Annotated in this window: 17 protein-coding genes and 1 tRNA gene; 15 read left to right on the top strand and 3 right to left on the bottom strand. The window is 38.0% G+C overall.

The features are described from left to right. The first annotated feature begins 133 nt into the window (after positions 1-133). The 6 genes from CJ263_RS12905 (at position 134) to CJ263_RS12930 (ending at position 11,646) form a co-directional block, all read left to right on the top strand. A complete protein-coding gene (locus CJ263_RS12905; RefSeq protein ID WP_094997648.1) occupies positions 134-3,559 on the top strand; it encodes a TonB-dependent receptor in 3,426 nt (1,141 codons plus the stop codon). A 9-nt stretch (positions 3,560-3,568) separates the two neighbouring features. Continuing rightward, entirely contained in the window at positions 3,569-5,008 is a 1,440-nt protein-coding gene (locus tag CJ263_RS12910) for a RagB/SusD family nutrient uptake outer membrane protein (RefSeq protein ID WP_094997649.1), read from the top strand. A gap of 177 nt (positions 5,009-5,185) precedes the next feature. Further along, a complete protein-coding gene (locus CJ263_RS12915; protein WP_094997650.1) occupies positions 5,186-7,471 on the top strand; it encodes a GH92 family glycosyl hydrolase in 2,286 nt (761 codons plus the stop codon). A gap of 43 nt (positions 7,472-7,514) precedes the next feature. Then, the gene (locus CJ263_RS12920) at positions 7,515-9,197 is read left to right on the top strand and encodes an L-lactate permease (protein ID WP_094997651.1); all 1,683 of its coding nucleotides are present in this window, start codon (positions 7,515-7,517) and stop codon (positions 9,195-9,197) included. A gap of 73 nt (positions 9,198-9,270) precedes the next feature. After that, complete coding sequence (gene garR / locus CJ263_RS12925) at positions 9,271-10,155, top strand: 2-hydroxy-3-oxopropionate reductase (protein WP_094997652.1); 885 nt, start codon at positions 9,271-9,273, stop codon at positions 10,153-10,155. A 177-nt stretch (positions 10,156-10,332) separates the two neighbouring features. Further along, positions 10,333-11,646 carry a glycerate kinase type-2 family protein gene (locus CJ263_RS12930; protein ID WP_094997653.1) on the top strand — a complete coding sequence of 438 codons (1,314 nt, stop codon included), beginning with the start codon at positions 10,333-10,335 and terminating at the stop codon, positions 11,644-11,646. A gap of 446 nt (positions 11,647-12,092) precedes the next feature. Here the strand turns inward: CJ263_RS12930 and CJ263_RS12935 are convergent, their stop codons facing one another. After that, positions 12,093-13,190: a tyrosine-type recombinase/integrase gene (locus CJ263_RS12935; RefSeq protein ID WP_158657154.1), complete on the bottom strand. Its 1,098-nt coding sequence runs from the start codon at positions 13,188-13,190 to the stop codon at positions 12,093-12,095. Between the two features lie 385 nt (positions 13,191-13,575). On the opposite strand from CJ263_RS12935, the gene CJ263_RS12940 reads away from it, so the two are divergent. Beyond that, a tRNA-Val gene (locus CJ263_RS12940) sits at positions 13,576-13,650 on the top strand. 32 nt (positions 13,651-13,682) lie between these two features. Here CJ263_RS12940 and CJ263_RS12945 read toward each other — a convergent pair. After that, positions 13,683-14,954, bottom strand: coding sequence for a UDP-N-acetylmuramoyl-tripeptide--D-alanyl-D-alanine ligase (locus tag CJ263_RS12945; protein WP_094997655.1), 1,272 nt, complete (start codon positions 14,952-14,954; stop codon positions 13,683-13,685). A 65-nt stretch (positions 14,955-15,019) separates the two neighbouring features. After that, the gene (gene gldJ / locus CJ263_RS12950; protein WP_094997656.1) at positions 15,020-16,684 is read right to left on the bottom strand and encodes a gliding motility lipoprotein GldJ; all 1,665 of its coding nucleotides are present in this window, start codon (positions 16,682-16,684) and stop codon (positions 15,020-15,022) included. 391 nt (positions 16,685-17,075) lie between these two features. On the opposite strand from gldJ, the gene porV reads away from it, so the two are divergent. The 8 genes from porV (at position 17,076) to CJ263_RS12990 (ending at position 25,226) form a co-directional block, all read left to right on the top strand. Continuing rightward, positions 17,076-18,227 (top strand): type IX secretion system outer membrane channel protein PorV, encoded by a 1,152-nt coding sequence (porV, locus tag CJ263_RS12955; RefSeq protein WP_094997657.1) that lies wholly within the window; start codon positions 17,076-17,078, stop codon positions 18,225-18,227. 76 nt (positions 18,228-18,303) lie between these two features. Next, positions 18,304-18,792, top strand: coding sequence for a cytidine deaminase (cdd, locus tag CJ263_RS12960; protein ID WP_094997658.1), 489 nt, complete (start codon positions 18,304-18,306; stop codon positions 18,790-18,792). A gap of 184 nt (positions 18,793-18,976) precedes the next feature. Next, a complete protein-coding gene (gene pdhA, locus CJ263_RS12965) occupies positions 18,977-19,975 on the top strand; it encodes a pyruvate dehydrogenase (acetyl-transferring) E1 component subunit alpha (protein WP_094997659.1) in 999 nt (332 codons plus the stop codon). A 4-nt stretch (positions 19,976-19,979) separates the two neighbouring features. Then, positions 19,980-21,644 (top strand): pyruvate dehydrogenase complex dihydrolipoamide acetyltransferase, encoded by a 1,665-nt coding sequence (locus CJ263_RS12970; protein ID WP_094997660.1) that lies wholly within the window; start codon positions 19,980-19,982, stop codon positions 21,642-21,644. Between the two features lie 81 nt (positions 21,645-21,725). After that, entirely contained in the window at positions 21,726-22,769 is a 1,044-nt protein-coding gene (locus CJ263_RS12975) for a M28 family metallopeptidase (RefSeq protein WP_094997661.1), read from the top strand. After that, positions 22,769-23,449, top strand: a complete 681-nt coding sequence (locus tag CJ263_RS12980; RefSeq protein WP_094997662.1) for an SDR family oxidoreductase — start codon at positions 22,769-22,771, stop codon at positions 23,447-23,449. The genes CJ263_RS12975 and CJ263_RS12980 overlap by 1 nt, the downstream gene beginning before the upstream one ends. Before the next feature lie 93 nt (positions 23,450-23,542). Continuing rightward, on the top strand, positions 23,543-24,145 hold the full coding sequence (locus CJ263_RS12985; protein WP_094997663.1) for a SprT-like domain-containing protein: 603 nt from the start codon (positions 23,543-23,545) through the stop codon (positions 24,143-24,145). A 1-nt stretch (position 24,146) separates the two neighbouring features. Further along, the gene (locus CJ263_RS12990) at positions 24,147-25,226 is read left to right on the top strand and encodes a mannose-1-phosphate guanylyltransferase (RefSeq protein WP_094997664.1); all 1,080 of its coding nucleotides are present in this window, start codon (positions 24,147-24,149) and stop codon (positions 25,224-25,226) included. Positions 25,227-25,228 lie beyond the last annotated feature (2 nt).

Genomic DNA, 25,228 nt, shown 5'->3' on the forward strand with positions numbered 1-25,228 from the left:
ACCCTTTAAGAGATTCAAATCATTTTCTCCCTAACAGAAAGTGAGTTAAAAAAATCGGAAAATGCGCTAACATTTCCCGATTTGGTAAAGTGACCAAACAAGAACGAATAATCACTATTAAACATTCAAAATTATGAAAAAACCACCAAAGTCCAAGGAAATACTTCCATGGAGTTTAAATTATCGCCTGAAAATGAGGTTCTCCCTTCTATTTTTTATAACTATAAGTTTTGTTATACAGGCAAATTCCTCATACTCACAGAAAACCAAAATTTCCATCGAAAGAGATGGGGCTACTGTCAAGGAGGTGATTGATGAAATAGAAGAAAATACCGAGTTCAAGTTCCTTTTCCACTCCGAGGAGGTGGATTTAGACCGAAAAGTGTCCATAAAGATTAAAAATGCGTCGATACAAACAGTTTTGGATCTTCTCTTTAAAGAAGTCAATATATCCTATGAAGTAGATAGTCGTAAAATACTACTTAAAAAGGAAGAGGTGGAGGAAAGGAAAACCAATTTGCTATCCAAATCGGTTATGGAAATACCCCAATCAAAAGTTAATGGAATTGTGACGGATGCAGAAGGCCAACCTTTACCTGGAGCAAATGTCGTAGAAAAGGGAACAACCAATGGTGTTACCGCGGATTTCGATGGTAATTTTTCCATTGATATCTCAAACAGTGATGCCATATTGATAGTGTCTTTTATTGGATTTAAAACTTCGGAAGTCCAAGTAAATGGACAGTCTACTATTATAGTCACTTTGTTGGAAGATACCGCAGGTCTAGATGAAGTGGTGGTTATTGGATACGGTGTGGTAAAGAAGAGCGATTTGACAGGATCTGTTTCCTCTGTTTCCGCCAATGAAATTAAGGATGTACCAATTACCCGAATTGATCAAGCGTTAGTGGGAAAAGTTGCGGGTGTCCAAGTCAAATCGGTCTCAGGAGAACCAGGAGCCGCACCTCAAATAAGGGTTAGGGGTGTCGGCAGTATTTCAGCTGGGGTTGACCCCCTATACGTTGTTGATGGCTTCCCCATTGATAATCTACAAATGCTAAACCCGAACGATATTGAAAGCCTGGATATCTTAAAAGATGCCTCTGCAACAGCCATCTACGGATCGCGTGGATCTAATGGAGTGGTATTGATAACAACTAAAAGAGGAAAGGCCGGGAAAGCGGTAATTACATTTGATACTTATTATGGATTCCAAACGGTAGAGAAAATACCGGAAATGAAGAATTCCATTGAGCAAGCAAATTGGTTTTTAGATGGTTTAAAGAACAAAAATTTGGATGCGGGAAATGACATATCCGGACCTCCGACCTCATGGGGATTTCCAGTTCCTCAAGGAATTATTGATGTACTCGACGGCACCAATTCTTATGATGAAGAACCTTTGAACTCAATATTTCGAACTGCCCCACAACGGCATTATCAATTAACCGCCTCAGGGGGAAGCGAAAATATAAAGTATGCTTTTAGCGGTGAGTATATGGATCAGGACGGGATAGTCGTAAACAGCAATTTTAAGAGATATTCATTTCGGAGTAATGTGGATGCACAGTTAACAGACCGAATCAAAGTCAAGCTTAATCTTAGTCCATCTTTTACAGAGCAAAAATCCCTTCCGGTCACAGGGGAAGGATGCTGTTTGGGTTCAGGAGTTGTAGCGGCCGGTCTTCAAATACACAATTTTTTTCCTATACAAAATGAAGATGGTTCCTACTTTAATTTTGAAGGTCTTTCTACTCTTGCAGGTGTTTATAACCCTTTGGCTGTTGCAAAGGAAACACAAGCTCTCGAAAATAGAAGCCAATTTTTGGGCAACATAGATCTTGAGTATAAGATATTGGATGAGTTAAAATTGAACGTAATGCTGGGAGGACGATTGATTAATACAAAAGGAATGCGATTTAGACCAAGCCTTGATGTTTTTTTTAATGAACCTGCAACTGGCAGAGATGAAGCCATTGCGAGCTATAATTGGCTTACGGAGTATACCCTTAATTATAATAAGTCGTTTGGATTGCATAATGTAGCTGGTTTAGTGGGCTTCACATCTCAAAAGCAAAAAGATGAGTACAATGCGCTTGAAAGCAATTTGTATCCTAACAATCTTGTTCCGACTTTAAACGCTGCGAGCGGAATTACTTCAGGGTCATCAGAAGTAAGTGAGTGGTCATTACTGTCCTATTTGGCTAGGGTTAATTACAATTATGATAATAAGTATTTTTTAACAAGCTCAGTCCGTACTGATGGGTCGTCACGATTTGGATTGAATAATAAGTATGCAACCTTTCCTTCGGTGGCTTTAGCCTGGGTTATGTCTCAAGAAAATTTCTTGAATAACTCCAGTTTTACAAACCTATTGAAATTAAGAGCGAGCTATGGGCAATCGGGAAATAATAATATTGGTAATTACCAGCAATTCGCGACCATAAATTACAATAAATATCCTTTCGGAGAATCTGTAGTAGGTGGTTATGGTCCAGGACAAATCGCAAATCCATTATTGACTTGGGAAAAACAATCGCAGATTAATGTTGGGTTGGATACCGGAATTTTTAATGGTCGGATTAATTTGACAATGGACTACTTTCATTCAACAAATACGGATTTGTTATTGAATGTCAACGTTCCCAGCACAACTGGATTCACAAACGCTTTGCAAAATATAGGTGAAGTTGAAAACAAAGGATGGGAATTGGCATTGAATACGGTAAACTTCACCGGAAAATTCGAATGGAATACCAATTTTAATATATCATCCTATAAAAATGAGGTCATAAAATTAGGTCCGACTGGAGATCCCATCTACTCTGGGAACAATGTCACTCAGATTGGAGAACCTCTTGGGATGTTCTACGGATATTTGACGGACGGTATTTTCAAAAATCAGGCCGAATTGGATATGGGACCAATTTACAATCCGGGAGCAAGGGATGCTTCTCGAGTCGGTGACATAAGGTTTAAGGATGTGAGTGGTCCAGATGGAGTACCAGATGGAATAATAGATAATTCCGATAATACTATAATGGGGAGTCCATATCCGGATTTTTACTATGGAATGTCTAATAGTTTTTCATATAAGAACATAAATTTAACCGTCAACCTCCAAGGATCGCAAGGAAATGATGTTTTAAGTGTTACCAGAGACGCAGGAAACAGTGGTAGAGGCCGTGTAAGGGGATACGCCTATAGTAATAATTACTGGAAATCGGAACAAGATCCTGGAGATGGATTTACCCCTAGACCAAACGACTCTCCAACGGGAGGGGCAAGGAGACCTAGCCAGAGATGGGTTGACGATGGGTCATTTTTACGAATAACAAATATAACTTTAAGTTATCAAGTTCCTGAGGAGGCTTCCAAGAAACTTATGTTAAATTCCTTAAGATTATATCTTACAGCGACCAATCCATTTCTTTTTACCAATTATGTCTCATTTAATCCAGATGTAAGTTTTAGGGGCGATCCACTCAGACCAGGGAATGAAGCTAACGAATATCCCTTGGGTAAAGGACTTGTTTTAGGACTAAACGTATCACTATAAATATTAAACATGAAAAAGCTTAGAATTATAATAGTATTGGGATTTTTTGTAGTGCTATCCTGCAGTAAGGATTTTCTTGAGATACCCCCAATATCATCAGTAACAGTTGATAACTTGTATGCAACGGATAAAGACTACCAAGATGCCGTAACAGGGTGCTATGCCGCTTTACGAAGCTCATATGATAATATGTTTGTCTATGGTGACATTCGTAGCGATGATGCTTGGCACGCCCTAGGAAACAATGCTCAAATGAACGCTATAAATAATTTTTCAGAGAGAAGTAGCGAGCCTTTATTTGAAAGTACATGGAGGGATTATTTCTCTGTTGTTTTTAGGGCTAATGTACTATTGCAAAAAATAGAAGAGGCAGATTCAGAACCGGTTGAAAACAAAGATCAATATATTTCGGAAGCAAAATTTTTGCGAGCACTGGCATATTTCGACTTGGTTAGGATTTATGGGGACGTTCCAATGATAACATCTGCTATTTCGATAGAGGAATCATATAGCAAAGGTCGAATATCATTTGATAGAATTTATGAGGAAATAATAATCCCGGACTTGTTAGATGCGGAAATTGGATTGCCTGTCACCTATACCGGTTCCGACATAGGGAGAGCAACACGAGGGGCAGCTAAAGCTCTTTTGGGAAAGGTATATTTAACTCGCAAGGATTTTCCAAAAGCTGAAGTTAAACTGCAGGAAGTCACTACCTTAGGGTATGCTCTCTTGCCCAACTACAACGACTTATTTGACTATACTAAAGATGAGCATCACAGTGAGTATATATTCGATATTGAATACCTTAATGGTGGACAGGGGCTTGGGAGCAGGTTTACCAATTCATTTGTACCGAAATCCCCACAAAATCATGCAGATAACTTTTTCGGAATTAAAGGGGGGGTAGGTGAATTTAACACGCCTACCTTTGATTTATTTTACGCTTTTGAAGAAATAGATCCGAGGAGAACGATTACTGTAGATTCAGTGTACTATGATAACGATGGTATTCCTCATAAGTTCATTCAGATTGCTACTTTCACTCAAAAATACATTACACCAGTTGCCAGTTTAAATGATAGCCCAGCTAATTGGAAGGTACTACGATATGCAGATGTGTTATTGATGTACGCCGAAGCTTTAAATGAGAATGGCAAAACTGACCAAGCATTGGAGTATTTAAATCAGGTTAGGACAAGGGTTGAATTAGCAGGTTATTCTGGTTTGACACAGGATGAAACTCGTAATAAAATTTATGATGAACGGAGATTTGAATTGGGAATGGAAGGTCATAGGTGGTTTGATTTGGTAAGAACAGGTAGAGCTTTGGAAGTGTTATCCTCTACAGGAATGAAAGCCTATAATACAGTTTTTCCTATCCCTTTAAGAGAGGTTCAAGTTATGAATGATCCGTCCGTATTCCCGCAAAACCCTGGCTATGATTAAAGATAACTTCATTTTTAATTCTACATTCCTATAGGCAGTGGAATTATAGCCAATAATTTTAATAAGACCTCAGAAAATATTTCATAAGCAAAATATGCTTCTGGCTATGCCATAAAACGAAATACAAACAGGTTTTAATTTCTTGAACACTATCCAATTAATATTTAATAAAAAGTTATGTGCAAATTAAAAAACATCATTACTTATACTGGGTTGCTTTTATTTGTAGTTTCCACTACTTCTTGTCAATCGCAACTGAACCAAGACACTAATGCAAGTTATATAGATCCGACCATAGGAAATGTGGCACCTTTACTTAACTCAAATCGGCCCGTAGTTCATCTTCCGAACCAAATGATAAGGGTGTTCCCAAAACGTTATGACCATCTTGATCTTCAGATTACTAGTTTTCCTTTATTAGCTTTAAATATTATAACACCTCAGGTTGTTTTTTCAATCAAGCCATCCTTAGGTAAAATCACGGATACAATTTGGAAAAGTAGAATGGACTATGACCAGGACTTTGAAACAACAAAACCTTGGTATTATTCCAATAAAATTACAGGAGATAATACCAATGTAGAATTCACAGCTGGTAACAAAACTGGCATTTATAGGTTTACTTTTCCAAAAGGTGTAACGAAGAATATTTTATTATCACATAATTATGAATCTGGACTTTATGAGTTTTCCGGTAAAAATGAAATATATGGAACTGAACTTGTTGTTGATTCCAATCACAATCAAAAGGGAAAGGCCTACATGTATGGAACTTTTTCAGGAAGTCCTCAAAAAGGAAAAAGCAAAGGTGAAATAGATTGGGGAAAGTATTCAATTGGCACTTGGGGAGGGGTAGAACCAATTGAAATGGATGGAGAGAAGGCCTGGGTAACATATTCTAAGGAAGATCCATCGATTGTCGAATTTAGATATGCCATTTCATTTATTAGCCGTGAACAGGCGAAGAAAAATTTTAAAGAACTAGAAAATGTAACGTTTGAAGCGTTAGAGGAAAAGGGTAAAACTGAATGGGAAAAGGTCATGGGTCAAATAAATGTCGAAGGCGGCACTAAGTCCCAAAGAAGAACATTCTATACGGCATTATATAGGTGCTATGCAAGAATGTCCAATATAACCGAAAACGGACAATATTTCAGTGGTTATGATAAACAGGTTCATTCTGACAGTATACCATTTTACGTTGACGATTATTCCTGGGGTAATTATCTCGCACTACATCCACTATATACGATAATTAATCCCAAGAAGGAAGGTGAAATGCTACAATCTTATGTTAGAATGTATGACCAAAGTGGTTGGATGCCAGATTATCCGAAGCATTTCGGCGACAGAGAGGGAATGTTTGGTTTTCATACCACAATTATGTTCTTAGATGCCTATCGAAAAGGAATTCGAAATTTTGATTCCACGAAAGCACTGGAAGGTTTAGTTAAAAGTGCAGAACAGGCAACTATGCTCCCTTCACGAAATGGACCAAAAGGGGCTTTGGAGGATTTCTATAATGATCAAGGATATTATCCTGCTCTTCATCCCGGAGAAGTTGAGACTGACCCAACCGTTTTGGGTAAAAAGGGCCAAAAACGCTCTGCTGTTGCATTAACCCTAGGACATAGCTATGATGCATGGGCCTTGAGTGAACTAGCTGAAGAACTAGGAAATTCTAAAGTGGCCGCAAAATTTAAACCCAAAGCCGAGAACTATAAAAACCTTTGGCATGAAAAATCCCAATTCTTTGTTCCCAAAGATGCACAAGGTAATTGGATAGAGATTGACCAGAAAATTGATGGGGGTCGTGCCGGACTTGATTATTATAATGAAAACAATGGCTGGATATATCTATGGAACGTTCAGCAGGATATTGAAGGACTAATTAATTTAATGGGGGGTGAAAAGCATTTTGCAAACAAACTGGATAGGTTGTTTACAGAAAGGTTAGATCGAAGTAAAGTTCAATTTTTTTCCGTATTTCAGGATCAAACAGGACTAATTGGTAATCATGGGATGGGTAATCAGGTTTCTTTCTTTATTCCCTATTTATATAATTATACAAGTGATACCTGGAAGACTCAAAAAATGACCCGCCTGTTATTGGATACTTGGTTCAAGGATAACATTTTTGGTGTCCCTGGGGATGAAGATGGGGGTTCTATGTCTGCATTCGTAGTTTTTTCTTCAATGGGCTTTTATCCTGTTAAACCAGGTCTGCCAATGTACACAATCACTAGTCCTGTTTTCAGTAAAATAACGATTGACTTACCTAACGGGAATAAGTTTAGCCTTATCGCTAAAAATAGTTCTCGAACAAACAAATATATTCAGTCTGCATCTCTCAATGGCAAAACTTTGGACACACCATGGTTCTCTCATGATGATCTTATGAATGGTGGAACTATAATTCTGGAAATGGGAGAAAATCCGATTTCTTGGAATGAAAAGTTATAATTGGGTATAGAAAAGACAATATTTAAAAAACAAAAACATTACTATGTCTACAGGTATACTTGCATTATTTGCTATAACCCCTATTGCCATTATTTTTATACTAATGGTTGGGTTTCGTTGGCCAGCGACCAGGGCAATGCCACTATCTTTTTTTTTAGCCCTTGTAATGGTGGTTTTTATTTGGGAAACACCATTAAATTGGATTTTTGCATCCAGTCTTAACGGAGCAGTAATTGCTTTAAAGATAATATTTATTGTCTTCGGAGCTCTTACTTTGTTATTTACTCTCAGAGAATGCGGTGCATTAGCCGCAATAAAAAGGGGTTTTAGCGCAATATCTCCCGACCGCAGAATACAAGCAATAATCATCTCATGGCTTTTTGGCTCGTTTATTGAAGCGTCAGCAGGATTTGGAACCCCGGCCGCTTTGGCTGCACCTTTATTACTATCGTTGGGATTTCCCGCACTTGCAGCAGTGATGATTACCTTGATTGCGAATAGCACCGCCGTTTCGTTTGGGGCAGTGGGAACTCCAACAGTTATGGGAATCGGAAGTACGTTAAAGACTCCTGAAGTTTTAGCTTCGCTTTCGGAGAATGGACTTGATTATAATACATTCATTCATCAGATTGGTTCATGGTCGGCTATTCTGCATGCTATACCAGGAATTCTTATGCCGCTTATGATGGTTATGATGATGACTCGATTTTTTGGAGAGAAGAGAAGTTTCAAAGATGGTCTTGATATATGGCCCTATGCAATCTTTTCAGGGTTATGTTTTGTTGTACCATATGTCCTTGTTGCCATCTTTTTGGGTCCGGAGTTTCCGAGCATTTTAGGTGGACTATTGGGACTAATTATTCTAATACCGTCAACCAGAGCAGGATTTTTGGTGCCAAAAAAAATTTGGGAATTTCCGAACAAGGAAAAATGGGAAAAAAACTGGAATGGATCTATTTTAGTCAAAGAAAATATGGAAAAGACTGATTTAAGTCTGTTCAAGGCGTGGATTCCATATATACTTATAGGCTTTTTGTTGGTTATTACCAGAGTACGGTTTCTACCCTTTAATGATTGGATAAAGTCTGTAAAGTATGTCTCCCCGGAATTGTTTGGGACCTCCATTTCCTTTGATCTTGACCCTTTGAATATCCCTGGAATTATGCCTTTTATGCTCATAGCCCTGCTTTGTATCCCACTATTTAAAATGGAAAATAAACAAGTTAAAATTGCTTGGTCGGAGGCATTGAAGAGAATAAAGGGACCATTTGTTGCCTTAATTTTTGCTGTACCACTAGTTCGTTTGATGATGCAATCTGGCACTAATCCGAATGATTATCTCAGTATGCCCATTGCTATGGCTGAATCAATGGCTAACGTTTTTCAAGGAGCATGGCCCTTAATAGATCCCTTTGTAGGTGCCCTTGGTTCATTCATGGCTGGATCTAATACAGTTTCTAACATGCTTTTTTCCCTATTCCAATATTCAATAGCCGACAAATTAGGGGTATCCCATATTATAGTGGTAAGCCTTCAAAATATTGGTGGTGCCCTAGGTAATATGATTTGTGTTCATAATGTCATTGCGGCATGCGCAACCGTAGGGTTGATTGGAGTGGAAGGGCTGTTGATAAAAAGAAATTTGATTCCAATGTTTTTCGCCTCAATCATTGCAGGTGTAACTGGTCTGATTGCTATTTTAATTCTTAAGGGAAGTTTATTTTAAAAAACAGAGAAAATGAATCAATAAAAATGGTAGTCACTAGATAAATAAAAAATAAAATAAAAACATAAGAATTATGAAAGTAGGATTTATTGGACTGGGTATAATGGGGAAACCAATGAGTATAAATCTCATAAATTCAGGATATGAATTGGTTGTGCTAAAAAGAGATAACGAAGCTACCAGTGCTCTTGAAAAACTGGGTGCTGTGGTCGCTGAATCACCCAAAGCTGTTGCAGAGATTGCTGATGTTGTAATTACCATGCTCCCAGATTCTCCTGAAGTGAAAGACGTCGTATTAGGAGTCAAAGGGATAATAAAAAGTGGCAAATCTGGGCTTTCAGTTATTGATATGAGCTCTATTTCCCCAATAATTAGTCGCGAGATATTTGGTGAACTGGAAAAAGTTGGAATGGACATTTTAGATGCACCAGTCAGTGGGGGCGAACCTAAAGCCATTGACGGGACCTTATCTGTTATGGTGGGTGGAAAGGAAGAAGTATACAAGAAATATTATGATTTAATCAAGGCAATGGCAGGGTCTGTTGTGCGTGTTGGCGAAACAGGTGCCGGTAATATTGCAAAATTGTGTAATCAAATAATCGTAGCCTTGAATATATCTGCAGTCTCCGAGGCGTTAATATTGGCCCAAAAGGCCGGAGTTAGTCCTGAATTGGTTTACAATGCAATACGTGGTGGATTGGCAGGGAGCACCGTCTTAGATGCGAAAGCACCTTTGATAATGGATAGAAAATTCTCCCCTGGTTTTCGCATTAGCCTTCATATCAAAGACCTGAAGAATGTTCTTGAAACTTCGCATACTTTAGGAATTCCTCTTCCCCTTTCGGCTTCAGTAATGGAAATGATGCAGGCCATCAATGCTGATGGACTAGCTAATGAAGATCATTGCAGTTTAGTGAAATATTACGAAAAAATCACCAATGTGGTGGTAGGACATTAATTTAAAATATGCAGAAGCAACTATTGAGAAGACCGCCCCCTTATGACAAGGTATTTTCAAGTTGTAAAATTTGAGTTAGTTTTTTTGAGTTTGTTGAGTTAGTTTTTTTGAGAATAGGGACAGAGATTTTCTCTGTTCCTATTTTATTAGGAATTTGTCTAATAGAAACATTAAGTAATGAATAGTAGAAAAATAGCCCTGGAAATTTTTTTAAGTGGTGTTGAAAGTGTCAGACCGAAAGAATTAATCATACACAATGTTTTGATTGAAAATAAAGAATTGAAAATTGGAAATAATATTTTTGAACTTAAGAATATAAAAAATATTTACGTTGTGGGTGCCGGAAAAGCTAGTGCATCTATGGCACAAGCACTAGAAGATATATTAGAAAATAGAATAACCCAGGGGCATATTGTTACGAAATATGGTCATTCCTTGCCACTTGAAGTTATTGAAGTTACAGAAGCTGCGCATCCCATTCCCGATGAGAATGGAGTTCAGGGTACTAAAAAAATTCTTTCAATATTGAACAAAACAACAAAGGACGATTTAGTAATTTGTTTGATTTCCGGGGGTGGTTCCGCCCTCCTGGCGGATGTTCCTGATAGATGTTTATTGGATGATTTGAAATCACTAAATATTTTGTTGCTGAAAATAGGTGCTGATATATCAGAAATCAATTGTATTCGCAAGCATATATCACAACTAAAAGGTGGGCAATTATCCAAAAAGGCTTTTCCTTCCAGAGTTGTTAGTTTAATCTTATCAGACGTAATTGGAGATCCTCTTGAATCGATAGCTTCTGGACCAACCGCCTGTGACCCAACTACATTTTCCGATGCAATCTCAATTATTAACAAGTATAAGATAAAAAATAAAATGCCTAAGCAACTTTTTAAGTTACTTGAAGAAGGTGTAGATGGTCATAGACAAGAGACGGTTAAGGAATACGATGGAATTTTAACTCTTACTAGTAATTTTATTATAGGAACGAACCAAATTGCCCTACAAGCTGCAAAAAAGAAGGCTGAATCATTCGGTTATAAATCTTTGGTCGTAACGGATAGAATTAATGGGGATGTAGTAGATGTGTCTAATTACATTCTTGAAAAAGTAAAAAAGGTTCGAAAGATAAATGATCATGGAAAAACATGTTTGCTATTTGGAGGTGAGCCTACAGTTAGTGTGAAGGGAAAGGGTCTAGGAGGAAGGAATCAACATCTGGCATTAATTATTGCAAGTTCATTAAGATTACTGGATAGATGCACTATTCTGGTAGGGGGTACTGACGGCAGTGATGGGCCTACGGATGCGGCAGGAGCAATAGTTGACTCTTTTACCATTAAGCAGGCTTTAATGCTTGGACTTAGTGAAGAAGAATATATTGGGGAATATAATTCTTACCACTTTTTTAAGCAGGTAGGAGGCCAAATTAAGATTGGACCTACCCAGACCAACGTAATGGATCTTATTGTTGTTCTAATCAAATAGACTAGATTTTATTTTTCAAGATAGGTAAAGACCTTAAAGAAAATCATAGTATTGATTTCCATAATAATACTCTTGACTTTAAGTGAAATTTTAAAATTAATAAATTCAAATTTTTAACTGTTCTAATTTTAGGGGAGGCTACTGAAGGGAAAGGCTAAACCTGTGAGAGAAAGAATTAAAACTATGATAGTTTAGAGATTTGGAATCATTTTTACTTTTATTTTTTTGGAAATTTAAAAATTTGTGAAATATTCTTTGCCTTTTGAATTCTCATAAAATCTAAAAAATCGAATTCCCCTTTACGAAGTCTTTAATTTTATCAAAAGGTTCAAATTTTTTTGGTTTTTTATGTATTTGATTTCTCGTAACCAGTCATCACATGCTTAATCCCAATATAAACAACCTTCTATCGCATAGAAAAGTGAAATATAATTTCCATATATCCATTACCGTAGCAAGACCTCCACAGCCTCATCCAAAATCTCTGCACCAAACTCTCGGACATACGCCTTAGTAGTTAATACACTTTGGTGACCAAGCGTCTCTCCGATTATATCAATTCCAACCCCTTTTTCACGTAGGCACATGGCAAAACTATGTCGTGCAACATAACTAGTGACATTTTTTGTTATACCTGCTTTTTCTGCCAGTATTTTCAAGCTTTTATTATATTGCCCAAGGGTTTTGTGTTTTCGATTCTCGATTTGAATGGCTGTCATACGATCATATAACAAAATTGGGAAGACGTAGTTAGTATCCGTCCTGTTCTGATTGTAATAATCCAAGATTTCCTTGACAGGGGGTACAATCTTTATGGAAAAATTACCTTGAGTTTTAGCCCTTGCGTATGTGATTCTTTTTTTGGTAATATCAGACCATTTTAGAAGCATCATATCGGCAAAGTTCATGCCTCTGTTATAAAAGCTAAATAAGAAATAGTTCTTTGCGTTAATAAGTTGAATATTCTCTTCACAATCCACATTTTTGAAAAATTCAATTTCCGATATGTTGAGAGCGTGCTTTATTCGTTTACCTTTAAGTTTGGATATTTTGTATTTATGGAAAGGATATAGGTTTTGTTTAACCAAATCTCTACGAATCGCCAAATTGAAAATGGTACGAATACTTCTCATGCGTACAGAGATACCTCCATTTGAACCACCTCTGCTCCTGAGAAAGACTTCATACTTATCCAAGAAAGTAACATTGATTTCGCGCATATTTAAGACTGGTCTTTTGTGAAAGATTCTTAAAGAGTTTATAGTATCTCTATTTGTACGGGCATAACCAATTCTTCCAGATAATTCTAAGTCCCTAACAACCGAATTCCAAAATTCGAACAGATCGATTTTATTTCTTTTTGAACCAAATCGAAAACGGTTTTCAAAGTCATTAAGGGTAAAATCAATATCCTCTATTTCAAATTCAGAAATGATATTCCTCGCTTTGATTTTAATGGTGTCAAGCAAACGATTGTTCTGCATCGAGTTCGGATGTCTGGCTTTGAAACAATGTTCTTTCTCATCCCATAATATTTTTTTCACCAAAAGTCCGGTAGCGATAACTTTTTTTGTCTATCTTTCAGTATTTGCAAAACAATAGAATGTTCGCCCGCGGCATTTGATTTGTTCTTCAATTTTAATTTAATACTTACCATGCTTTTTTCTTAAGGGGTGAAACATAGGTGAAACAAATCCCACCTTTTTTGAAAGCGCATGAAAACAAGTAAAAGCAAAAGTCCAATAAAAACAAAGGTTTCCGAAGATTGAAAAAAAATGAAAGTAAATGAGAAGACAAATACTCGCACTTACAAGCAGGGGGTCACTGGTTCGAATCCAGTAGGGCCCACAGATATAAAAAAGGCTTTCTTTTTGAAAGCCTTTTTATTTTTATAATGGCAAATTAATATTCTATCTTAGTCTAGTTTAAGGGATATTAGCTCAGTTGGTTTAGAGCGCTGCCTTGACAGGGCAGAGGTCACTGGTTCGAATCCAGTATATCCCACTTTAATTCACAAATGCGGCAAAACTTGGATTTTATATTAGTTCCAATATTCTTTCCAGAGCCATTCCTCTAGAACCCTTTATTAGTATTGTTGATTTTGGGAGTTCCAATGATTCAAGGTTTTGTTTCAATTGGTCAAATGTCCCCAGTTTTGGAAATTCACTTTTGACCTTAAAGAAATTTTTTCCGACAAGAAATACATTATCGAAACCTAATTGTTTTATCAGATCTGCTATTTTCTGATGTTCTTCGTGAGCGCTTTCCCCAAGCTCGAACATATCACCTAAAAAAAGAATTTTGTTACGTCCGGACATCTTTGCAAAATTTTGAAGAGCGGCCGACATACTTGTGGGGTTTGCGTTATAAGCATCAAGTATTATCATATGTTCGTTCCGGTCAATAATTTGAGATCTGTTGTTGGCGGGTACATAGCCTTCAATGCCTGCTTTTATATTTTTCAATTCAACATTAAAATATTTTCCCATGATGATTGCAGCACAACAGTTGGTGAAATTATATTCGCCTATAAGGTTTGATAGTATAGTGATACCCTCTGCTTTTATGCTCACAAAGGGATTTGCCGAGATTAAATGAATTGGATAGAATCTTTGATCCATGGTGCTGAAACCATATTTTTTGATATAGTCCCCTAGTTTTTCTTTCTGTATAGGGTCATCTGCATTCATAAAGATTACTTTATCATGGACCATTAAGAAATCATATAGTTCGCTTTTCCCCTTAATAACGCCTTCTACGCCCCCAAAACCTTCCAAGTGTGCCTTTCCAAAATTGGTTATGTATCCAAAATCCGGTTCTGCTATGGAACAAAGAAATGCGATTTCCTTTTGATGATTGGCCCCCATCTCCACGATGGCAATTTCCGTATTCTCTTCAATGGAAAGTAATGTTAGTGGCACTCCAATATGATTGTTGAGGTTGCCAGAAGTGGCTACCGTCCTATATTTTTGGGAGAGCACGGAATTAATCAATTCCTTAGTAGTGGTTTTTCCATTACTTCCTGTCAATCCGATAATTTTGGCCGAGCTATTTCTTCGGTGGTAATTCGCAAGTTCCTGAAGTGTTTTTAATACATCTTCGACTAATATTTTTTGATTTCCTGAATATTTTTCCTCATCAATTACGGCGTAGGCAGCTCCTTTTGCCAAAGCTTCTTCAGCATACTCATTTCCATTGAAATTATCGCCCTTCAATGCAAAGAATAGGTCTCCGGACTTGATTTTTCTGGTATCGGTGCAGACGCCGGAACATTTCAGAAAGACTTGGTGAAGTTCATTTATTTTCATGAAATCGAAGATAAAAAAAAGCCCTTTAAAAAAGGGCTTTCATATTCGTAAGGAAATCAAAACTTTTATTTGGCTTTTTTGCCTCTCACTGTTTTGTTTTTAGTTTTGGATTTAGATCCTACTCTGGACATGGCACATCTAAAACCAATATAATCCGTTGCCATGTATTGGGGCAAATACCTTCTTTGGGCCGGGTCTAACCAGTAGGCCCTATCTCTCCATGAACCACCTTTGTATACCCTTACCTCGTCATTGATTAAAGAGGTTCTGTTATTGGACTGATCATACTGTCTAATTACGTTTCCGCTAGAGTCTCTCTCAACCTTGTGCTTCGGAGAATTGTACATGGTTTGTTTTTCGGTCTCTTCCTCATCACTAAATCTATCAAAGAACCTGGATGAACCTGGGTCACCATCCCTATAGCCTCTGTTGTCGCTAGACGAGAAATTGGTTCTTAAATAAGTCTCTTCCTCATCAACTGGTACCATTTTTATTTCACCAGGCAGGTTGACGGCAACTACTTTTCCATTTGGTAAAGTGTCATAAACTATGGAATCCCTTAAGATATTTACTTTTCCATCTTCTCCAATAGCCGTTTTCATGTAAATATTACCTCTATAGTAGTTAAAATCGCTTATTTCATCGTCTACTATTGGTCTGTATACATCAGCTACCCATTCTGCAACGTTTCCGGCCATATCATAAAGCCCTAAATCGTTTGGCTTGTATGACATAACTTCGGCAGTAATATCGGCACCATCATCGGACCATCCGGCAATTCCGCCGTAATCACCTTTACCTTGCTTAAAGTTCGCCAATTGGTCACCACGGCCGACTCTTTGTCCGTTTCTGGTATAATCACCTTCCCAAGGATATTTTTTTCGACCTCTATAGTTGTTGTATTCTCTTTGTCCAACTTGGGCTTGTGCTGCATATTCCCATTCGGTTTCGGTAGGGAGCCTATATTCGGGCATGATTATGCCGCTGCTTCTTTTGGCAAAAGTAGAAACACTATCCTTTTTCATTTTACCCTGTAGGGAATCAATTTGACCATTGTAAACGGACTCAGGCCTATTTAAATATGCTTCGGTACTAAAAGTTCCTGCAACTTCACCGTTAAGCGCTTGGTACTTAGCATCTTTGGCCAGATAACCTTCTCTTTCCAGCATAGCTTCGTTTACACGGTCTGTCCGCCACTCCGCGAATTGGGTTGCTTGAATCCAATTGACGCCAACTACAGGATACTCTGCGTAAGCAGGATGTCTTAAGTAGTTATTTGTCATTGTTTCATTAAATCCTAATCTATTTCTCCAAACCAAGGTATCCGGTAAGGCACCTTTATAAATGTTAGCATATTTAGGATTCTCTGGCGGGTAAACGCTTTTAAGATAATCCAAATATTCCAAATACATTAGGTTGGTTACCTCGGTCTCATCCATATAAAAGGATTGAACATGCTGTGAAGTTGGGGTGTTGTTCCAATCATGCATTACGTCATCCTGCACCTTTCCTTTGGTAAAAGTTCCACCTTCAACAAATACCAGTCCGGGAGCCGTTTCTTGTTCCTTGAAATCGGTGTTATATTGAAAACCACCTTCCTTTTCATTTATCTTCCAACCTGTAGCTCTTGATACATTTTTGGAGGATGTTGATTTGGAACAGCTGGTAACTGTGAAACCTCCCGCAATTACGGTGCATGAGAGTACAACTTTAATAAACTGTTTTTTCATAATTAGGACTTGAGTTCAATCTGTTTAAACTAATAGTTCGCTAGTCTAATTTGATTTGGATTTTAATTAAGTTTTATCGCTTTTGCTGGTTAAAACGATGATTTGATTATTATATTTTATGGATTAAAATATTTTTGGCCATTCCAGTGCTAAAATATTTTCAATAAAATTCTTTTCTAACAGGAATAACGAACCAATTGTGGATATAGTATATTCGTGGCCCAACTAAAAATGATAATTATAAAGCCCCTATTCGGATGCGTTTAAAAAAAAGCAAAAATATAATAGGATAGTGCAAGATAACGTTGAAAATAGCGTTTACATATAAAATATAAGGGAAATAAGAATTTGAAATATTAATTTGGTCCACTTTATGTCAACTATTGAATTAATGAAAAAAATCACATTTATTTTAATGCTAATGTTATTGGTGAAAGCCAATGCACAGGAAGACCAAAGGGTAATTACCACTGCGGTTCCATTTTTAACAATTGCTGCCGACGCTCGTTCAGCGGGTATGGGTGATATGGGGGTAGCTACCTCCACGGATGCCTTTTCCCAGCAATGGAACCCGGCAAAATTTGCCTTCGCGGAGCGAAAAATGGGAATAGGGTTAAGCTATACGCCCTATTTGGAAAGTATCATAACGGATATTTCCCTTCTTAACGGTAGTTATTATAATAAAATAAACGAACAAAGTGCTTTTGCCGTAAGTCTACGATATTTTACCTTAGGTGAAATTGAATTGCGTCAATTTGCCAATGACCCCGGTACACTGGCAAAGCCTAATGAATTGGCTCTGGACGGATCTTACTCCTTAAAATTGAGTCCAACCTTTTCCATGGCAGTTGCAGGTAGATATATACGTTCAAACTTAAGGCTTCCACAGCAAAGTGGATCCGTTGATTCCCAAGCGGCAAGTTCCTTTGCCGTAGATGTGGCCGGTTTTTACCGTTCAAGGGAAATCGCCTATAATAGCTTCGACGGTCGCTGGAGGGCGGGCTTTAATATATCCAATATTGGTGGGAAAATGCAATATGATGAAGGAGGGCAAGAAAACTTTTTACCTAGCAACCTAAAGTTTGGAGTTGGTTTTGATTTCATTTTAGACCAGGACAACGTTATTGGAATTACTTCCGAATTCAATAAGCTTTTAGTTCCTACCCCCAAGGATCAAAACGGTGATGGGGTAATTGATTCTGCGGATAATGATATTTACCAGAATGAGAGTGGCTTTAGCGGTATCTTTGGTTCTTTCGGAGATGCCCCTGATGGCTTTAGCGAGGAATTGAAGGAGTTTACCTGGGCCTTAGGAGCTGAATATGTGTATCAGGATGCCTTTATGGTGAGGACAGGATATTTTAATGAAAGCGAATTAAAAGGGTCTAGAAAGTTTTTTACCCTTGGGGCTGGATTCAAGTTCAAATCGGCACAAATTGATCTGTCCTACTTGTTCTCAACATCCCAGGTAAGAAATCCACTGGAGAATACATTGCGTTTTGGACTTACTTTTAGTTTGGGAGAAGAATATTATAACGATTAAGAAACTGTTCAAATATACAGGGGCCCGCAATTAGCGGGCTTTTTTGTTTTGTATCTTCACGGTTTAATATGACCATATGGCTAATAGGAAGAAAATCAGTTTTGATATCATTGTTTATGAATCTCTTGAGGAACTGCAAGAAAGGGATAGGAATTTATTGAAAAAATCTATAGAAGCTAGGGCAAATGCCTATGCTCCCTATTCTAACTTTCAGGTGGGCGCTGCTCTAAAACTGGAGAATGGAGAGATTGTTATGGGAAGTAATCAGGAGAATGCCTCTTACCCGTCAGGACTTTGTGCAGAAAGAGTGGCGGTTTTTTACGCAGGGGCAAAATTTCCGGATGTACCCATGAATACCCTGGCTATATCTGTTTATTCTTCAAATTATGAAGTATTGGAGCCAGCGGCCCCTTGTGGCAATTGCAGGCAGGCTATTTTTGAATATGAATACAAACAAAAATCACCCATTAGGATACTTATGATGGGAGCCAGTGGGAAAATTATTGAATGTAGCTCCCTCGCTGATATTTTACCATTGGGTTTCAATAATTCCTATTTAAAATAGGATGCCGATTCATTTCTCCAAAAAAACACTGGATTTCTATTTTTTGTTAAGGGTATAATTTCTTCTTGCTTTTGTTTCTATTATTTTCATCCATTCATTTATATGTGTATTTTTGTTCTCTTGTGATGTACTTCTTGAACATTGCTTTTGATTCCGTTTAATTTGTATTAAATTTTAAAAATCGATGGAAAAAATCACCAAGGAAACTTATTTGAAATGGTACGAGGACATGCTGTTTTGGCGCAAGTTTGAGGACAAGCTAGCTGCTGTGTATATCCAACAAAAGGTAAGAGGTTTTCTTCATTTGTACAATGGTCAAGAGGCTGTTTTGGCTGGTGCATTGCATGCAATGGATTTGACCAAGGACAGAATGATCACTGCCTATAGAAATCATGTTCAGCCCATAGGAATGGGTGTGGACCCCAGAAAGGTGATGGCAGAATTATATGGTAAAGTTACAGGAACCTCCAAAGGTATGGGGGGGTCCATGCACATATTTTCCAAAGAACATCGTTTTCATGGAGGCCATGGTATCGTAGGAGGACAGATTCCATTGGGGGCAGGAATGGCCTTTGGAGATAAATATCATGGTAGTGATGCTGTTACGCTTTGTTATATGGGCGATGGAGCCGTAAGACAGGGATCTCTTCATGAAACTTTTAACTTGGCCATGCTTTGGCAATTGCCAGTAGTATTTGTTTGTGAAAACAACGGATATGCCATGGGAACTTCCGTAGCAAGAACTTCGTTTTCTACAGATATCTGGAAGTTAGGTTTAGGATATGAAATGCCTTGTGGACCTGTAGATGGAATGAATCCTGTTACTGTGGCCCAAGAAATGAGCAAGGCCATAGAAAGAGCACGTTCTGGGGGTGGTCCTACTTTCTTGGAGATGAAAACCTACAGATATAGAGGACATTCCATGTCAGATGCCCAACACTATAGAACCAAGGAGGAAGTTGAAGAGTACAAAAAGATAGATCCGATTACTCAGGTTTTGGATATAATAAAGGAGAAAAAGTACGCAACTGACGAGGAAATAAAGAAAATAGATAAAAGGGTTAAGGATTTGGTCAAGGAATGTGAGGAATTTGCTGAAAAATCTGATTACCCTCCAGTACAGCAATTGTACGATATGGTATACGAACAAGAGGATTTTCCATTCGTTCAACATAAATTGTAATTAAATGGCAGAAGTAATTAATATGCCGCGACTAAGCGATACCATGGAAGAAGGTACCGTGGCTAAGTGGTTGAAAAAGGTAGGAGACAAAGTAGAAGAAGGGGATATATTGGCCGAGATTGAAACGGATAAGGCAACCATGGAGTTTGAGTCATTTCATGAAGGGACCTTGCTTCATATAGGTATTGAAGAGGGCGATGGTGCTCCTGTAGATAGTTTATTGGCTATCATTGGGGAGGAAGGAGAGGATATTTCCGGACTATTGAAAGGTGATAGCGGTAAAGAAAATAAGGAGGAAACCACTTCGGATAAAGCGGAGGAAACGACAGATGACTCTTCCAAAGATGAAGAGGGTGAGCCGGAAGAGGCCTCAAGTGGAGATATTCCAGATGGGGTTGAAATAGTGAAGATGCCCCGTCTTAGCGATACTATGGAGGAAGGTACGGTAGCCAGTTGGTTGAAAAAAGTTGGTGATGATGTCGAGGAAGGAGATATTTTGGCTGAAATCGAAACGGACAAAGCGACCATGGAATTCGAGTCTTTCTATTCCGGTAAATTACTTCATATAGGTATTCAAGAAGGGGAATCCGCACCTGTAGACTCCGTCCTTGCTGTTATAGGACCAGAAGGAACCGATGTGGATGCTGTTCTCAATGCGAAACCTGGGGCTAAGAAGAGCGCTAAGACTGAAGAAAAGAAGGAAGAAAAATCTAAAACTTCAGATAAAAAAGAGGTCTCCAGCGAAGCTTCGACTCCAGTAACATCAGATGGAAATCGGATTTTTGCATCGCCTTTGGCTAAAAAAATTGCAGAGGATAAGGGCATAGACTTATCCAAGGTTTCAGGTTCCGGAGATAATGGAAGAATCATTAAGAAGGATATTGAAAACTTTAAACCGTCTGAAGCTCCCAAAACTGCTCCAGATTCAGCAAAAGTTGAAAGTCCCGCAAGTTCACCTGCGGTGTCCATGGCAATTCCTGCTGGAGAAGAAGGTGTTGAGGAAACTAAGAATTCTAATATGCGTAAGGCTATCGCCAAGGCTTTGGGCAATTCCAAATTTACCGCTCCCCACTTTTATTTGACCATTGAAGTGGATATGGACAATGCCATAGCATCAAGGGCACAAATTAACAGTTTGCCGGATACCAAGGTATCTTTCAATGATATGGTGTTAAAGGCATGTGCCATGGCCTTAAGGAAACATCCACAGGTAAATACTACTTGGAATGGAGATACTACAAAGCAATACAAGCATATACATATGGGTGTTGCAGTGGCAGTTGATGAAGGATTGGTAGTGCCTGTTATAAAACATGCGGATTTACTTGGTCTCACACAAATAGGAGCTGCTGTTAAGGAATTGGCCGGTAAGGCAAGAAATAAAAAGATTGCTCCTTCTGAAATGGAGGGTAGCACCTTTACAGTGTCCAATTTAGGTATGTTCGGTATACAGGAATTTACATCGATTATAAACCAACCTAATTCAGCTATCCTATCCGTAGGTGCCATAGTGGAAAAACCCGTTGTTAAGAATGGGGAAATAGTGGTTGGAAACACCATGAAACTTACTTTGGCATGCGATCATAGGACAGTTGATGGTGCTGTGGGAGCCCAGTTTTTACAGACGCTAAGGTATTTTGTGGAAAATCCGGTAACCATGTTGGCCTAATGTAAGATTATTTTAAATACAAAGTAAAAGCATCTCTTTTCGGAGATGCTTTTTTTATCTTTATAATTCAAATAAGCATATATGAGAATCTATCTAAAAATTCTTTTGGTTCTTCTTCTGATCTCTTGCGGTTCTAAAAAGATTCAAACAGAAACAACATTAAACCCCGAAGGTCCGGATGGATTGAAAGGAAGAATGGTTGCCAATGAGAGTAAGTCATCCCAAGGTACTTCTAAGGACAAGGCTATTGTAAAAGAGGGTTTTTCAACCCCTGAGGATATTGCAGGTCTTATGGATTATTTAGCATCCGACGAATTACAGGGTAGGGGTTCGGGAACAGAGGGTATTGAACTGGCAGCCAATTTCATTGAGAAGCACCTGCGTTCCATTGGTGTAGATCCATATTTTGAAGTGTATAAGGATACCTTGGAAAATTTCGATGGTACCGCATTTAATGTGGTTGGCGTTTTAGAGGGGAATGATCCCAATTTAAAGGATGAATATATAGTACTTGGGGCACATTATGACCACTTGGGTATAATTAAGCCAGAGAATGGAGACGATATTGCCAATGGGGCCAATGATAATGCTTCTGGAACCTCTACATTATTGGAGCTGGCAAGATATTTCGGTACTACAAAGTCCAATAAGAGAAGTCTTATTTTTGCCTTTTTTAGTGCCGAGGAAAAAGGACTACTAGGATCAAGACATTTGGCAAAAAAACTAAAGGAGGAAGGTATTGATATATATGCCATGCTGAACTATGAAATGGTTGGGGTGCCCATGGTTGGAAAGGACCATTTGGTTTATCTAACTGGGTATGAACTTTCGAATTTAGCGGAGATAAGTAATGGATATGCCGGAGAAAAGGTGGTTGGTTTTCTTCCGAAGGCCAAGGAATTCAACCTATTTAAAAGATCCGATAATTATGCATTCCATCAAGAGTTCAACGTTCCATCACAAACGTACAGCACTTTTGATTTTACTAATTTTCCTTATTACCATAAAGTGGATGATGAAACCACTGAAATGGATTATGAACACATGGCCCACATAGTGAATAAAATGATTCCTATCGTTTTTGGAATTACTAATTCTGCGGAAAAGGAAATAAAATATAATTAATGGCAAATGTTATTATTACAGGTTCCAGCCGGGGTATAGGATTTGAAATGGCCAAATTGTTTGCCCTTGAAGGGCATTCCGTTTTGGCACTATCCAGAAATGAGGAGCCCGTTAAAAGTCTAAAAAATAATTCTATAAAGACCTTTTCTTTTGATTTGTCGCGTCCTTCCGACTTTGAAAATGTGGAACTATTCATAAAGCGTGAATGGAAAAAGGTAGATATTTTGATTAATAATGCTGGCAGCCTTCTAAACAAACCTTTTACCGAAACCTCTTTGGATGAATTTAAAAAGGTGTATGAGGTTAATGTATTTGGGGTTGCGGCCATGAGCAGAATGATAATTCCCTATATGAAGAAAAACGGACATATAGTTACAGTTAGTTCCATGGGTGGTGTACAGGGAAGCGTAAAGTTCCCTGGGCTTTCGGCATATAGTTCCAGTAAGGGTGCCGTAATTACATTAACTGAGCTTTTGGCTGAAGAATATAAAGAAACAGGACCTTCATGTAACGTTCTCGCCCTTGGAGCCGTGCAGACGGAAATGCTAGAGGAGGCCTTTCCGGGCTATGAAGCTCCAGTGACCGCTTTGGAAATGGCTACTTATATTAAAGATTTTGCACTTACGGGACATAAACTTTTCAATGGAAAATTGATTCAGGTTTCCAATTCAACCCCTTAATTTACATTCTTATATTCCAATATTTTCTGTCCAAGCTTTGTTAATGGAAGTCATTCCGATTAAATTCTTATTTTTTCGGGTATTTTTGTTTTAATGGAACAGGTACTTGGTAAATATTTACCGGAAAGGTCGGTCGATCTTTGTTTACAGCTCATAAAGGTCAATGGCGTACACCTTAAAATTGTAAATGAACGGGTTACAAGACATGGGGATTATAGAAGACTTCCAGATGGAAAACATTTGATTACCGTGAATGCTACTTTGAACGAATACAGGTTTTTAATAACCCTTGTACATGAAATTGCCCATTTAGTCGCTTTTGAAAAATACGGTCGTAGCATAAAACCGCATGGAGTGGAATGGAAACGCACTTTTCAATTTTTAATGCTTCCCTTCTTGCGACCTGAAATATTTCCATCCAAATTACTTCCTTTGCTGGCCTTGCATTTTAAAAATCCTAAGGCAAGCAGTAGTACAGATGCAAGATTATCCATTGCATTGCAGCAATTTGACAAACATGAAAATAATAAGACCTATGTTTTTCAATTGCCTATTGGAAGTATATTTAGGATTTATAATGGCAAACTTTTCAAAAAAGGCAATAAAAGAGTTAAAAGATTTGAATGCGTTGAGGTCAAAACCGGAAGAGTATATCTTTTTCAGCCCAATGCAGAGGTTGAATTAATAAACAATTAGAATGAATAAAAATTATTATGCCGTTTTAATGGCAGGTGGCGTAGGGTCAAGATTTTGGCCAATAAGTACTTCAGATTATCCAAAGCAGTTTCATGATATGTTGGGAACAGGAACCACGTTGATTCAAAAAACTTTTCAACGGTTAAATAAATTTGTTCCAACTGAAAATATCCTGATTCTTACCAATGAACGATACAATGATTTGGTGTTGGAGCAATTACCTATGGTAAACCAAGATCAGGTAGTATTGGAACCCGCCATGAGAAACACTGCTCCCTGCATTCTGTATGCGGCACTCAAAATCCAGAAAATGAATCCCAATGGTGTTATGATCGTAGCACCTAGTGATCATTGGATAGAGAATGAGGATGCCTTTGCCGCGGATGTGACCGCATGTTTTGATAAATGTGAAAAGGAGGAGGTACTCTGTACTTTGGGCATAAAGCCAACCTTTCCAAATACAGGTTTCGGATATATTGAGTTTGATAAATCCGATGAAGAACAATTAAAAAAAGTTAATCAGTTCCGCGAAAAACCGGATTATGAAACGGCAAAGGAATTTTTGGCTCAGGGTAACTTTTTGTGGAATGCCGGTATTTTTATGTGGAGCGTAAAGACCATCGTCCAGGCCTTTGAGAATTTTCAACCTTCACAATTTAGTTTGTTTAACAGTGGGATTTCCTGTTTTAATACATCTCAGGAAAAGGATTTTATTGCCAAGAACTACCCCAAAGCTGAAAATATTTCCATTGACTATGCAATTTTAGAAAAATCAAAGGCCATCTATGTTTTGGAAGCTACATTTGATTGGAACGATTTGGGAACTTGGGGTTCTTTATTCGACAAGTTGAATAAGGATAGTATGGGAAATGCCGTGGTCAACGCCAAGTTGTTGGCAGAAGAATCTACGGGTAATATGATTCGATCGCCCAAGGATAAGATTGTTGTAGTTGACGGGCTAAAGGATTATATCATCGTGGATAAGGAAGATGTACTTTTGATTTATCCAAAAGCCAAGGAACAGGATATAAAAAAGGTCTTAAATTCGGTTAAGGAAAACTTCGGTGAAAAGTACGCATAGCT

Source organism: Maribacter cobaltidurans (assembly GCF_002269385.1).
In the GTDB taxonomy this organism is placed as follows: Bacteria; Bacteroidota; Bacteroidia; order Flavobacteriales; family Flavobacteriaceae; genus Maribacter; species Maribacter cobaltidurans.